General features: G+C 65.0%; 13 protein-coding genes. 7 read left to right on the top strand and 6 right to left on the bottom strand.

The features are described from left to right. Positions 1-15: 15 nt before the first annotated feature. Entirely contained in the window at positions 16-654 is a 639-nt protein-coding gene (locus JQ572_RS09585) for an aspartate/glutamate racemase family protein (protein WP_211382759.1), read from the top strand. Here JQ572_RS09585 and JQ572_RS09580 read toward each other — a convergent pair. After that, the gene (locus tag JQ572_RS09580; RefSeq protein WP_211382758.1) at positions 651-1,298 is read right to left on the bottom strand and encodes a TetR/AcrR family transcriptional regulator; all 648 of its coding nucleotides are present in this window, start codon (positions 1,296-1,298) and stop codon (positions 651-653) included. The two genes, JQ572_RS09585 and JQ572_RS09580, sit on opposite strands and share 4 nt — an antisense overlap. Before the next feature lie 157 nt (positions 1,299-1,455). Here JQ572_RS09580 and JQ572_RS09575 point away from each other — a divergent pair, with 157 nt between their 5' ends. Genes JQ572_RS09575 through JQ572_RS09555 form a run of 5 tightly spaced genes read left to right on the top strand, consistent with a single transcriptional unit; the run spans position 1,456 to position 6,216 of the window. Continuing rightward, positions 1,456-1,665 carry a ferredoxin gene (locus JQ572_RS09575; protein WP_045008980.1) on the top strand — a complete coding sequence of 70 codons (210 nt, stop codon included), beginning with the start codon at positions 1,456-1,458 and terminating at the stop codon, positions 1,663-1,665. A 60-nt stretch (positions 1,666-1,725) separates the two neighbouring features. Continuing rightward, on the top strand, positions 1,726-2,946 hold the full coding sequence (locus JQ572_RS09570; RefSeq protein ID WP_211382757.1) for a cytochrome P450: 1,221 nt from the start codon (positions 1,726-1,728) through the stop codon (positions 2,944-2,946). 33 nt (positions 2,947-2,979) lie between these two features. After that, entirely contained in the window at positions 2,980-4,302 is a 1,323-nt protein-coding gene (locus tag JQ572_RS09565) for an MFS transporter (RefSeq protein WP_211382756.1), read from the top strand. A 3-nt stretch (positions 4,303-4,305) separates the two neighbouring features. Then, positions 4,306-4,968: a sulfite oxidase-like oxidoreductase gene (locus JQ572_RS09560; protein ID WP_211382755.1), complete on the top strand. Its 663-nt coding sequence runs from the start codon at positions 4,306-4,308 to the stop codon at positions 4,966-4,968. Between the two features lie 24 nt (positions 4,969-4,992). Then, entirely contained in the window at positions 4,993-6,216 is a 1,224-nt protein-coding gene (locus JQ572_RS09555; protein WP_211382754.1) for a bifunctional alpha/beta hydrolase/OsmC family protein, read from the top strand. Between the two features lie 61 nt (positions 6,217-6,277). Here the strand turns inward: JQ572_RS09555 and pdxR are convergent, their stop codons facing one another. Beyond that, complete coding sequence (pdxR, locus tag JQ572_RS09550) at positions 6,278-7,708, bottom strand: MocR-like pyridoxine biosynthesis transcription factor PdxR (protein WP_211382753.1); 1,431 nt, start codon at positions 7,706-7,708, stop codon at positions 6,278-6,280. Between the two features lie 100 nt (positions 7,709-7,808). On the opposite strand from pdxR, the gene JQ572_RS09545 reads away from it, so the two are divergent. Further along, positions 7,809-8,723, top strand: a complete 915-nt coding sequence (locus tag JQ572_RS09545) for a DMT family transporter (RefSeq protein WP_211382752.1) — start codon at positions 7,809-7,811, stop codon at positions 8,721-8,723. Here the strand turns inward: JQ572_RS09545 and JQ572_RS09540 are convergent. From JQ572_RS09540 to paaI, 4 genes are all read right to left on the bottom strand, one after another. Continuing rightward, entirely contained in the window at positions 8,702-9,757 is a 1,056-nt protein-coding gene (locus JQ572_RS09540) for a YeeE/YedE family protein (RefSeq protein ID WP_211382751.1), read from the bottom strand. The genes JQ572_RS09545 and JQ572_RS09540 overlap by 22 nt on opposite strands. Before the next feature lie 115 nt (positions 9,758-9,872). Continuing rightward, entirely contained in the window at positions 9,873-10,877 is a 1,005-nt protein-coding gene (locus tag JQ572_RS09535) for a quinone oxidoreductase family protein (RefSeq protein WP_211382750.1), read from the bottom strand. A 52-nt stretch (positions 10,878-10,929) separates the two neighbouring features. Beyond that, positions 10,930-12,261 (bottom strand): phenylacetate--CoA ligase PaaK, encoded by a 1,332-nt coding sequence (paaK, locus tag JQ572_RS09530; RefSeq protein WP_211382749.1) that lies wholly within the window; start codon positions 12,259-12,261, stop codon positions 10,930-10,932. Positions 12,262-12,293: 32 nt separating this feature from the next. Beyond that, positions 12,294-12,743: a hydroxyphenylacetyl-CoA thioesterase PaaI gene (paaI, locus tag JQ572_RS09525; protein WP_211382748.1), complete on the bottom strand. Its 450-nt coding sequence runs from the start codon at positions 12,741-12,743 to the stop codon at positions 12,294-12,296. Positions 12,744-12,750 lie beyond the last annotated feature (7 nt).

The following is a 12,750-nucleotide window of genomic DNA, read 5'->3' as shown; positions in this document are numbered from 1 at the left end:
ACAAAGAGAAACCCCATGCGCATCGCCCTGATCCACGCCCTCAAGCATTCCATCGCGCCGATCGAGGCGGCATTCGCGCAGGCGTGGCCAGAGGCGCGGCTGATGAACCTGCTCGACGACAGCCTGTCGGCGGATCTGGCGCGTGACGGCGCGCTCAGCGATGCCATGACCGATCGCTTCCTCGCGCTCGGCGATTATGCGGCAGCAACGGGCGCGGACGGAATCCTGTTCACCTGCTCGGCCTTCGGCCCCTGCATCGAGGCGGTCGCGCAGGCGCATGCGCCGATGCCGGTGCTCAAGCCGAACGAAGCCATGATCGAGCAGGCGGTGACGATGGGCAAAAGGATCGGCCTGCTCTCCACCTTCCCACCGACCCTGGCCTCGATGCCGCCCGAGTTTCCCGCCTCCGTCGAGGTCGTGCCGAAACTTGCCGAAGGCGCACTGGCCGCCCTCGACCGCGGCGACCGCGCCACGCACGACCGGCTGATTGCAGAAGCGTCAAAGGACTTGCGCGGTTGCGACGTCGTCGCGCTGGCGCAGTTCAGCGTCGCGGCAACGGCTCCGCTGGTTGCTGAGACCACCGGCCGCCCCGTCGTGACCACGCCGGACAGCGCAGTGCAGAAGCTAATGAAGCTGCTTGCGGCGAAGGCCTAGGCGCGGACCTTTGGCTTCTGACGCGCGCCCCGGATCGCGACCGCGAGCGCTGCCTTCGTTTCGCTGACGAAATCCTCGACCAGTTCCTCGCGCGTGGCATGCGCGGCCTCGCCGGTGAACAGGCCCTGCTCGGCCAGCATCACCACACCGTGCAGTGCCGCCCAGATCTTCAGCGCCTGCCGTTCGCGCAAGAAACCGACGGCCGGCGCTTCCAAAGCTTCGATCACCAGCGCAAAGGTCTCGCGCGTCGCCTCGTGCAGCTCGCTGCCCTTGGCGGCGCATGACACGGTGCGGGACGCGAACATCAAGCGGTAGATACCGTTGCGACGCAGCCCGAAATCGAGCGTCGCCTGCGCCAATCGCGACAGTTTCGATTGCCTGGACGGCTTCGCCATCGCCTCGCGCAGGATCGCGCTGAACTGCCGGAACGCCTCTGCCGTTATCGCCGTGAGGAGCGCCTCGCGATCGGCAAAATGCCGGTATGGCGCCGGCTGCGAGACGCCGAGCTGCTTTGCCAGCGCCTTGATGCTGATCGCCTCGGCCCCACCCTGTTCCGCTTCGCGCAGCGCGGCCTTGATCAGGGCGTCGCGCAGATCGCCATGGTGGTAGGGATTCCCTGGCTTGCGGGCAAGTTGTGAACGCATGTTGCGCCGAGCCTATAAGTTTGCACTTGACAGGGGAAGCCTGCGACGAATGTAATAGCATATAACTTAAGACAAGCGGCAAATGCCGTGGACAAAAGATTGACAAGAGGAACGCGCCGCCTTCCGGGCCAGCGTGCATACGACCGAGGAAGCCGCCATGACAGAGCGACTGAGGGTTCGCGTCGATCCCGACAAATGCCAGGGCCACGCACGCTGCAAGGCGCTCGCGCCGGAGCTGTTCGAGCTCGACGAATACGGCAACGCCCATGAAGCCGGCGACGGCACGGTCCCGCCCGGCCTCGAAGACAAGGCCTGGCTTGCCAAATCAAACTGTCCGGAAATCGCAATCGACGTGATCGAAGAGTAGCGCAGCCCCTGCCCGCGCCCCACGTGCCTTTCCCGAACGAGCCCCAAGGGATTTCCTGCCATGTCCGACGTCAGCCAGCCCGCCGCCCATCCGCCCGTGACCGACTGGATCCATGATTTCGACCACACCGATCCGCAATGGACGGAGGATCCCTTCCCGATCTGGGACGATTTGCGCGCCGCGAGCCCGATCGTGCACACCGAGCGTTTTCTCGGATGCTACATGCCGACGACCTACGAGGCGGTGCGCGAGATCGCCAACGACACCGAGCATTTCTCCTCACGCCGCATCATCGTCCGCGACGTCCGGCCCGAGGTCGCCAGGAACGCCGCACCGCCGATCACCTCCGATCCGCCCGTGCACAAGCCGGCCAAGCAATTGCTGCTGCCGCCGTTCACGCCGGACGCAATGAAGAGGCTCGAGCCGCGCGTACGCGCCATCTGCAACGAGCTGATCGACGATTTCATCGCCGAAGGCCGGGTAGACGCGGCAGCGCGCTACACCAAGCACATTCCGGTGCGCGCGATCGCCCACATGCTCGGCATTCCCGAGAGCGACAGCGACCTTTTCGTCAACTGGATTCACATGATCCTCGAGCTCGGCATCAAGGACGAGACCAAGCTGCTCCAGGCCGTGCAGGAGATGAGCGCCTATTTCAGGACACACATCGAGGAACGCAGATCGAGGCCGACCAACGACCTCATCTCATATCTGATGAATGCCAGGGACAAGGAAGGCCAGCCGCTGGAAGAGTCCCACGTGCTGGGCTCGCTGCGCCTGCTCCTGATCGCCGGCATCGATACCACCTGGAGCGCGATCGGCTCGTCGCTCTGGCATCTCGCCAAGACGCCGGCCGACCGCGAGCGCCTCATCGCCGAGCCGGGCCTGATCCCGACCGCCGTGGAGGAGCTGCTGCGGGCCTACTCGCCGGTGACGATGGCGCGTGAGGTGGTCAAGGAGACCACGATCTCCGGCTGCCCGGTCAAGGCGGGCAACATGGTGCTGCTGTCCTTCCCGGCTGCCAACCGCGATCCCAGCGTGTTTCCGGACGCTGACAAAGTCGTGATCGACCGCCGCGAGAACCGACACGCCGCCTTCGGCCTCGGCATCCATCGCTGCGTCGGTTCCAACCTGGCGCGGATGGAAATGCAGGTTGCGCTGGAGGAATGGCTGAAGCGGATTCCGGACTTCGCCCTCGATCCGGCAGGCACCGTGACCTGGTCGCAGGGCACGGTGAGAGGCCCCCGCCAGTTGCCATTTCTGCTCGGAAAGGCGATGTAGGCCTCTCCAAACAGCGATGCGGAGAGGCCGGACGTGACTGAGCAAGCTACCCAACTGGCCTCCGACCACATTGACATCGCCGACGCCAAGCGCCGTATCAAGGCGATCTTCATCGGATCGATCGGCAATCTCGTCGAATGGTACGATTTCTACGCCTACACGGCGTTTGCACTCTATTTCGCCCCGGCCTTCTTCCCGGGCAACGACCCCGTCGTGCAACAATTGAACGTCGCCGTGGTGTTCGCGGCGACCTTCCTGATGCGCCCGTTGGGCGGCTGGCTGTTCGGCTATATCGCCGACCATTTCGGCCGGCGCATCTCGCTGACGCTGTCGGTCGTCTTCATGTGCTTCGGCTCGCTGATCATTGCGCTGACGCCGACCTATGCGTCGATCGGCTTTGCCGCGCCGGTGATCCTGGCGCTTGCCCGCGTGATCGAAGGCCTGAGCCTCGGCGGCGAATATGGCGCCAGCGCGACCTATCTCAGCGAGGTCGCCGATCCCAAGCACCGCGGCTTCTATTCGAGCTTCCAATACGTCACCCTGATCGGCGGCCAGCTCACCGCGATCATCGTGCTGCTGCTCCTGCAAAAGGTCTTCCTCACGCCCGAAGAACTGAAGGCCTGGGGCTGGCGCATCCCGTTCGCGATCGGCGCGGCGCTCGCGATCTTCGCGGCGGTGATGCGGCGCGGCCTGCACGAGACCGAGGCGTTCGAGGAAGCCAGGAAGGTCGTGAAGCCGACCGGCTCGCTCGCCAATTTGCTGAAATATCCGCGGGAGCTTTTGCTCGTGGTCGGCCTCACCGCCGGCGGCACCGCGGCGTTCTACACCTTCACCACCTACATGCAGACCTTCGTGAAGCTCTCGGTCGGGCTCACCGAGGACCAGACCACTTTCGTGATCTTCGGCACGCTGATCTTCGCGACCATCCTCCAGCCGATCTATGGCGCGATCTCCGACAAGATCGGGCGCAAGCCGCTCTTGATCTTCTTCGGTGTCGCCGGCACGCTCGCGACCGTGCCGCTGCTGATGACGCTGAAGGAGTCGAAGTCGCCCTTCATGGCCTTCATCCTGATCTGCGCCGCATGGCTGTTCGTCGCCGGCTACACCTCGATCAACGCCGTCGTGAAGGCCGAGCTGTTTCCGACCAACGTCCGCGCTCTCGGCGTCGGCCTGCCTTATGCGATCACGGTTTCGATCTTTGGCGGCACCGCTCCCGCGATCGCGCTGTATTTCAAGAGCATCGGGCATGAGGCGTGGTTCTACTACTATCTTGCCGGCATCATCTGCCTGTCGCTGATCATCTATTCCACCATGCGCGACACCAAGCACGCCTCCGCGATGCACCGCCACGAGTAGGTCATGGCCGACGACAACGAGCCGCCCGACAGCAAGCTGACGCGCACCAAGGAGAAATGGGCGCGCGAAGGCCGCTTCCTCACCGGTAGGACCACGCGTCCCGAGGACCAGCGGCTGCCGCCCGGCCAGCATCTCACCAAGGACTGGCCGGTCCTCGATTTGGGGGTCATGCCACCGATTTCGCGCGAGCGCTGGCGGCTCGACGTCTACGGTGCGATCGAGAACCCGGTGTTCTGGACCTTTGCCGAGTTTGCCGCCCAGAAGCAGGTGCAGTTCACCTCCGACATCCACTGCGTCACCACCTGGTCGCGCTACGACAACCAATGGGAAGGGCTTGCGACGCGCGAACTGCTGGCGGCCTGCCAGCCGCGCGACGATGCACGCTTCGTCGTGCTGCATTCCCATGACGGCTACACCACCAACCTCGCGCTGGAAGACTTTGCCGCCGAGGACGCGCTGCTCGCCCATAGCTGGTCCGGCAAGCCGCTGACCGAAGAGCATGGCGGCCCGGTGCGGCTGGTCGTGCCGCATCTGTATTTCTGGAAGAGCGCCAAATGGCTCCAGGCCATCGAGTTCCTGACCGAGGATGCGCCTGGCTTCTGGGAAGTCCGCGGCTATCATAACCGCGGCGATCCCTGGGCCGAACAGCGCTACTCCGACGATTAGAGTTTGGAAACGGGGGGAAAGCCCATGTCGACGGAACGCTTTCAGTTCACGGGTGAAGGCGGCCATCAGCTTTCGGCCGCACTCGAACTGCCGGACGGTGAGCCAGCGGCCTTTGCGCTGTTCGCGCACTGCTTCACCTGCGGCAAGGACACGCTGGCGGCCAAGCGCATCTCGGTCGCGCTCGCAGCCCGAGGCATCGCGGTGCTGCGCTTCGACTTCACGGGGCTCGGCTCCAGCGAGGGGGATTTCGCCAATTCGACGTTCTCCTCCAACGTCGCCGATCTCGTGCGCGCCGCCGATCATCTGCGTAGCGTCCGCAAGGCGCCGTCGATCCTGATCGGTCACAGCCTCGGCGGCGCCGCGGTCCTGGCGGTAGCCGGACAAATCCCCGAAGCCAAGGCAGTTGCGACCATCGCAGCGCCCTCCGATCCCGCGCACGTCACCGGCCTGTTTAAGGAGCATCTCGACAGCATCCGCGCCCAAGGCGAAGTCGGGGTTTCGCTCGCGGGCCGCCCGTTCCGGATCAGGCGTGAGTTTCTCGACGACGTCGCCGAGCATGAGCTGATGAAGGACGTCACCGGCCTGCACAAGGCGCTGTTGGTGATGCATTCACCGGTCGACGATACCGTCGGCATCGACAATGCGACCAAGATCTTCGTTACGGCCAAGCACCCCAAGAGCTTCGTCTCGCTCGACCACGCCGATCATCTCCTGACCAAGCCCGCCGACGCGCTCTATGCGGCCGACGTGATCGCGGCCTGGGCGAGCCGGTACATCGAGATGGCCAAACCCGCGAAGGCGATGGATCTCCCTGAGGCGCCGCGCCAGGTCGTGGTGCAGGAGACGCGCAAGAGCAAATTCAACCAGATCATCACGGTCGGGCCGCATCATCTGGTGGCGGACGAGCCCGTCGCCGCCGGCGGCGAGGATGCCGGCCCCGGCCCCTATGACTTCCTGCTCGCCGGTCTCGGTGCCTGCACCTCCATGACCATGCGCCTCTATGCCGACCGCAAGTCGCTGCCGCTCGACCGCGTCACGGTCACGCTGAAGCACTCCAAGATCTACGCCAAGGACTGCGAGGAGTGCGAAACACGCGACGGCATGCTCGACCAGATCGAACGCGACATCACCATGGACGGCGCGCTCGATGCCGAACAGCGAAAGAAGTTGATGGAGATCGCCGACAAGTGCCCGGTGCACCGGACGCTGACCTCGGAGATCCGCATCGTGACCAAGGCCGTGGACTAGCGCCCTATTGTTTGAGCATGATCTTTTCGGAAAACCGCTTCACACTTTTCCGGATCATGCTCTAGAAGCACGCCGCCATCGTCCGCAGTGCCGCGCTGATCTCGTTCTCGCGCCAGGCCGCAAAGCCGAGCAGCAGGCCGTGATCGCGCGGCCGACCCAACGACAGGCTGGACAAGGCACGCGTTTCGACGCCCGCTTCGACCAGCAGCTTGACCGCCGCCTGATCAGCGCGGCCTCGCTTGAGGCGCGCGACGAGCTGGATGCCGCCCGAGGGGACCTCGACCGAAAGCGCCCCACCAAGATGGCGCTCCAGGCCCTCGACGAGATGATCGCGGCGTGCGTGATAGAGCCGGCGCACGCGGCGCAGATGTGCGAGGAAATGCCCGTCGGCGATGAACTCGGCGAGCGCTTCCTGGATATGGCTGGAAGCAATCAGCCCGATGTGCCGTTGCGCGATTTCCAGGGTCCCGACCAGCGCCGGCGGCACGACGAGATAGCCAAGCCGGATGTCCGATGTCATCGCCTTCGAGAACGTGCCGACATAGAACACGCGGCCATGGGCATCGAGGCCCTGCAAGGCCGGCACTGGCCGGCTGTCATAGTGGAATTCGCCGTCGTAATCGTCCTCCACAATCCAGGTCTTGCCGGGCCGGCTCAACCTGAGAAACTCGGTGCGGCGGGCCAGCGACATCAGCCGCCCGGTCGGGTGCTGGTGAGATGGTGTCATGAAGATGAGCTTTGGCGTGGCTATTCCGGGCATTCGCTGCATACCCTGCTCGTCCAGCCTCATGCCGGTGACGCGTGCGCCGGACGCAAGGAAGGCAGCCGTGGCGCCGGGATAACCGGGATTCTCGACCCAGACGTCATCGCCGGGCGCGATGAGCGACGCCGCAATCAACGTCAGCGCAGCCTGCGCGCTCGGCAGGATCATGATCTGGTCCGCAGTGGCGTGAACGCCCCTGCTGGTCGCCAGATAATGCGCCAGCGCCTCGCGCAGGCGGGTCCGGTTGACCGGCCCGAGTTCACGCTTGGCCGCGCGCACAGCGCTGCGGCGCAGGCAGCGGGCCCAGACTTCGCTCGGAAACTCCCTGAAATCGCCATGCCCCGGACGCAACGGCTTGAGCGGTGCCTGATAGGACATCGGCCAGTCCGTCTGCTTGAGCTTCGAAGCCCACGGGGAGAGCCGCGGCTTTGCGGAGCGCACGCCGGATACGAACGCCCCCACCCCTTCACCGTGCGCGCCGCCGTCGACCGTCACCACCGGGCGACGGCCATGCGATGCCTCGAGATATCCCTCGGCGGCGAGCTGTTCGAACGCGTAGGTGACCGTGTTGCGGGAAACGCCGAGATCGCTCGCCAGCCGGCGGCTCGACGGCAGCGCACGACCCTTGTGGAGACGGCCGGTCGCGATCAGGCCTCGGAGCTGGCTGGTCAACTGAGCCACCAGCCCGTCATCATCGGCCCGCCTCAGGTCGATCAGGGCAGAAATCATGCTTTCCGAAACTGGCACCTTATTCCTTTCCGATCTGGCACTTTTTCTGGTGCCAATCGAGATGCTATCCGCCGGGCTGGACTGCTTCAAGGATTTTGCGATGAACTTCCTCTCACCCCGCACGGCCGTCGGCCTGTTCCTCATCGTCGTGCTGGCCTGGGGCGTGAACTGGTCGGTGACGAAGCAGCTCGTCCAGTTCCTTCCGCCGCTGTGGACGTCGGCGATCCGAAGCTGGATCGCGCTGGCCGGATTGTTCGTGATCCTGGGACTGAGCAACAATCTGGTGATCCCGGAGCGTCGCGACATTCCTGTGGTTCTGAGCGTCGCGCTGCTGCACATGACGGTGTTCTCGGTCCTGGTTGCGGCCGGCGTGCGCTTCTTGCCCGCGAGCAAGGCCATCGTGCTCGGCTACACCACGCCGCTCTGGGTCGCGATCGCTGCGCCCCTGCTCGGGAAGGATACGCTGACCGCGCCAAAACTTGCCGGCGCCCTGCTCGGACTGATCGGCCTTGCCGTGATCCTGAACCCGGCATCGATCGACTGGACCAATAGCAACGTCGTGCTCGGCGCCGGCATGGTCATCCTGGCCGCGATGTCCTGGGCCGCGAACATTATCTATATCCGCGCGCATCGCTGGATCGCATCCCCGCTCCAGTTGCTGATTTGGCAGGTACTCGTCGCAACGATCGTGCTGACCGTCAGCGCGACCGTCACGGACGGCCTGCCGCATGCGGAATGGTCGTGGCGGCTCGTCCTGCTGTTCCTGTACTCCGGACTGATCGGGACGGCGCTGGCCTATTGGGCGATGTCGATGGTCAACAAGAGCATCTCGGCGCTGACGACGTCGCTCGGCACCACCGGGACACCGCTCGTCGGCATCGCCAGTGCCGCGATCCTGCTGGGCGAGCCGATCGACATCAGTCTTGCTGTCGCAGCCGGGCTGATCGTCGCCGGTATCGGCCTTGCGACGCTGGGCGACCGGCTGCTGCGCGGTCAGGCGACCGCGAGGGGCTGAACGCGCAAGCTTCCGCGCAGGCCAGCCGTCGTGCCGAGCAGGATGCCGGCAACCGCGACGAACGAGCCCAGCGCCAACGTCGATACGCCTGTGAGCCCCTGCCCGATCGAGCAGCCGAACGCCATCACCCCGCCGATGCCCATCAGCGCGGCCCCACCGGCCGAGCGCAGCATGTGGCGCGGCGAAGAATAGCCTTCGAGATGAAAGCTGCCCGTCGCGAGCGCAGTCACGAGACTGCCGGCGAAGACGCCGCCGACCGTCGCGATACCGAAATTGAGCGTCAGGCCGGTCGAGAGCATGGCGTATTGCAGCGCATCCGCGATCGGCGCGATAAAGGTGAGCGAGGTCACCGGCACGGGATTGAAGTCGTCGGCGCCGAGAAAGCCGGTGACGAACCAGCCGGCGGCGACGAGGACACCGACGATAGCGCCGGCCGCGATCTGGCCCGGCGAACGCCGGAACTTTGGATGCGCGAAAGCAAACAGGATCAGCCCAACGACGATCACGGTCGCGGCCAGCACGCGCGAGACCGCGTCGCCCGGACCGAACGTCACCAGCAACGACGGCAGCGAATTGGCGGCGACAGTGGTTTGCGTAGCCTGAACCAGCGCAATGCGCGCTGGCGCGATCAGCCCCTTGAGGCTCATCTGAGCGGCAATACCAAGCACGATCACCACCACGAAGGAGCGGAGATTGCCGCGGCCGAGCAGCACCAGCGCACGCGAACCGCAGCCGTTCGACAGCACCATGCCATAACCGAACAGCAGGCCGCCGAGGAACAGCACCGGAGCGGAAAAGGATTGTTGCAGGTAGATCGACTTGCCGAGATCGACCATACCGCTGCCGGCGAGGAATTGGCTCGCGCCGATCGCAACCGCGATCGCCAGCGCATAAGTGCGCACCAGCCGCCCGTCTCCCCCGGCCAGCCAGCCACGCATGCTGCTCATCAGGCAGAAGCCGCTGAGCAGGCCGACGGCGCCATAGATCAGGCCGATGACGAGGCCGGCGAGGATGACGAGTTGGGTGGATTCCATCGGCTGTTCTCAGATCTCTCGTCATTCTCCGTCATTGCGAGCGCAGCGAAGCAATCCAGTCTGTCTCCGCGGATACATTTCTGGATTGCTTCGCTGCGCTCGCAATGACGACGTGTTACGGCTTCAGGATCACGCGATCCCGCGACGAGCCGGCAACCGCGACATACGCCTCCTTGGCGCGCTCCAGCGGATAGACGGCATTCGCCCTGATCGGAAACGGCTTCAGATGGCCGCTCGCAAAGCCGGGGCCGAGATCGCGCAGCACGGAGCCCGTTGCCACCGAGGACAGGCCGAGTGTGTCGATGCCGACATAGGTGTGCTGGCCCCGGTAGAATTCGAGGATGTTGAATTGCACGATGCGGTCAATCGCGGCGATCAGGATCTGGCGGCCGCGAAGTGCGAGCGATTTGTGCGCCGCCTGGAAATAGGGATCGCCGACCGTGTTGAAGACGATGTCGGCGCCCTTGCCGCCGGTCACTTCGCGCACGCGCGTCGCGACATCGGTGACGGAAGCGTCGATCACTTCGATGGGCCCATTGGCATGGCCTTCATAGGCTTCCGCCTTGCGCACCACGCCGATGACGCGCGCGCCCTGCCAGGTCGCGATCTGTACCGCAGCCTGACCGACCTTGCCGTTGACGCCGAACACCAGAACGGTCTCGCCATTCTTCGGCACGCCGGCGCGGCGAAAGCCCTCCATGGCGGTGACGAAAGGCACGCCGATGCCGGCCGCCTCCTCCCAGGACAGCGCCTTCGGCTTCTCCACCACCGCGTCGGCTTCCACAACGAGATGGCTTGCGTGCGTGCCGTCGCGGCGGATGCCGAGATCGCCGGATGAGCCGAACACCTCGCGGCCGATCGTATCGGCCGGCCCATCGATCACCACGCCCGCGTAGTCGCGGCCGGGCGTGCGCGGGAATACGGCATAGGGCATCAGCCCGGTCGCGGCCTTGATGTCGGACGGATTGACGGCGGCTGCCTTCACCTCGATCAGGAAGTCGCCTGGACCGCGTGTTAAATTCTGACGCTCGACCGCGGGCGCAAGCGCCGCGGCGCTCTCGGCCTTGGCATTGAGGCGCACGCAGCGCGCCTCGACGGCTTTGCTATCGGCTGGTGACATGGAAAAGACCCGCGATTTCTCGCGGGCCTTGTCGCCCTTACGGATGGTCAAGTCAATCCTTCGGCCGCTTGTCGTAGAGGCGCTTGGCCTTGCCGAGCGAACGCTCCAGCGTGGCCGGCGCGACCACCTGCACCCGGGAGCTGATGCCGATGGTGTTCTTGATGTGGGTCGAGATCCGGTCCGCGTGGTCGACCAGACCCCGGCCGTCCCAGCTCTCCGGCCGCGCTTCGGCAATGATGGTCAGCTCGTCCATGCGGCCTTCGCGGGTCAGCTCCATGATGAAATGCCCGCCGCACCAGTCGGTCGCGAGCAACACCTCCTCGATCTGGGTCGGGAACAGATTGACGCCACGCAGGATGATCATGTCGTCCGAGCGCCCGGTCACCTTCTCCATGCGCCGCATGCCCGGCCGCGCCGTGCCCGGCAGCAGCCGCGTCAGGTCGCGGGTGCGATAGCGGATCACCGGAAAGGCTTCCTTGGTGAGCGAGGTGAAAACCAACTCGCCTTTCTCGCCGTCGGGAAGCACCGCGCCGGTCTCGGGGTCGATCACCTCGGGATAGAAATGATCCTCCCAGATGTGCAGGCCGTCCTTGGTCTCGATGCATTCCTGCGCGACGCCGGGGCCGATCACCTCGGACAGGCCGTAGATGTCGGTCGCGTCCATGTCGAATGCGTCCTCGATCTCGCCGCGCATCGCATTGGTCCAGGGCTCGGCGCCGAAGATGCCGACCTTGAGCGAGCACTGGCGCGGATCGAGCTTCTGGCGCTTGAACTCGTCGAGGATCGCCAGCATGTAGCTCGGGGTCACCGTGATGATGTCGGGCCGGAAATCGTTGATGAGCTGTACCTGCCGCTCGGTCATGCCGCCGGAGATCGGCACCACGGTGCAGCCGAGTTTCTCCGCGCCATAGTGGACGCCGAGCCCCCCGGTGAAGAGCCCATAGCCATAGGCGTTGTGGATGATCATGCCGGTGCGGCCGCCAGCGGCGCGGATCGAGCGCGCCATCACCGCGGACCAGGTATCGATGTCGGCCTGCGTATAGCCGACCACGATCGGCTTGCCTGTGGTGCCGGAGGAGGCATGTACGCGTACCAGCTTCTCGCGCGGCACTGCGAACATGTTGAAGGGATAGTTGTCGCGGAGATCCGTCTTCACCGTGAACGGGAATTTCGCGAGGTCGGACAGTTCGCGAAAGTCGGACGGGTGCACGCCGGCCTTGTCGAAAGCCTTGCGATAATGCGCGACGTTGTCATAGGCGTGCTTCAGCGACCAGGCCAGCCGCTCCTTCTGGAGCGCCATGATCTCGTCGCGCGAGGCGCGCTCGTGCGCGTCCGTCTCGGCGCTATAGGCGTCGCCACCTGCCTTGAGCCTCGTCAGAGCCATCCTGGTTTCCCCGCATTGATCTGTTCTTTTCTTTATTCGTCGTGTGCCGGCAGCCAATTGCCGGGAATGACGCGCGAATGTCCGCGGAATTCCGCGATGACGGTATCGCCGGCGGTGACGCGCACGTCGTAGATGCCGGAGCGGCCGCTCCGAGTAATCTCTCTTGCTCTCGCAACGAGGCGGTCGCCGAGCAAGCCCGGCTTGATGAAGGTGATCTGGCCCTGGGCCGCGACGACGCGGTCGTTGTGCGAGTTGCAGGCAAAGGCGAAAGCGGAATCGGCCAGCGTGAAGATGAAGCCGCCATGAGCGATGCGCTGGCCATTGACCATGTCCGGCCGGACCGTCATTGCGAGCGTTGCAAGGCCTGGGCCGATCTCGACGATCTCCATCCCGAGGCCCTTGGAAGCATCGTCCTCCGCCCACATCGCGTCGGCGCAGGCACGGGCAACATCCTCAGGCGACAGGGCGGCTTTGACGTTCACGCGCTTC

Origin of the sequence: Bradyrhizobium sp. SZCCT0153, from assembly GCF_018129995.1 — a bacterium.
Taxonomy (GTDB): Bacteria; Pseudomonadota; Alphaproteobacteria; order Rhizobiales; family Xanthobacteraceae; genus Bradyrhizobium; species Bradyrhizobium japonicum_G.
This window is presented reverse-complemented; position numbering and strand designations above follow the sequence as displayed.

Excerpts from the sequence above, each read along its gene's own strand:
- JQ572_RS09585 (WP_211382759.1), top strand. The coding sequence starts at position 16 with ATGCGCATCGCCCTGATCCACGCCCTCAAGCATTCCATCGCGCCGATC.
- JQ572_RS09580 (WP_211382758.1), bottom strand. The coding sequence starts at position 1,298 with ATGCGTTCACAACTTGCCCGCAAGCCAGGGAATCCCTACCACCATGGC.
- JQ572_RS09575 (WP_045008980.1), top strand. The coding sequence starts at position 1,456 with ATGACAGAGCGACTGAGGGTTCGCGTCGATCCCGACAAATGCCAGGGC.
- JQ572_RS09570 (WP_211382757.1), top strand. The coding sequence starts at position 1,726 with ATGTCCGACGTCAGCCAGCCCGCCGCCCATCCGCCCGTGACCGACTGG.
- JQ572_RS09560 (WP_211382755.1), top strand. The coding sequence starts at position 4,306 with ATGGCCGACGACAACGAGCCGCCCGACAGCAAGCTGACGCGCACCAAG.
- JQ572_RS09555 (WP_211382754.1), top strand. The coding sequence starts at position 4,993 with ATGTCGACGGAACGCTTTCAGTTCACGGGTGAAGGCGGCCATCAGCTT.
- pdxR (WP_211382753.1), bottom strand. The coding sequence starts at position 7,708 with ATGATTTCTGCCCTGATCGACCTGAGGCGGGCCGATGATGACGGGCTG.
- JQ572_RS09545 (WP_211382752.1), top strand. The coding sequence starts at position 7,809 with ATGAACTTCCTCTCACCCCGCACGGCCGTCGGCCTGTTCCTCATCGTC.
- JQ572_RS09540 (WP_211382751.1), bottom strand. The coding sequence starts at position 9,757 with ATGGAATCCACCCAACTCGTCATCCTCGCCGGCCTCGTCATCGGCCTG.
- JQ572_RS09535 (WP_211382750.1), bottom strand. The coding sequence starts at position 10,877 with ATGTCACCAGCCGATAGCAAAGCCGTCGAGGCGCGCTGCGTGCGCCTC.
- paaK (WP_211382749.1), bottom strand. The coding sequence starts at position 12,261 with ATGGCTCTGACGAGGCTCAAGGCAGGTGGCGACGCCTATAGCGCCGAG.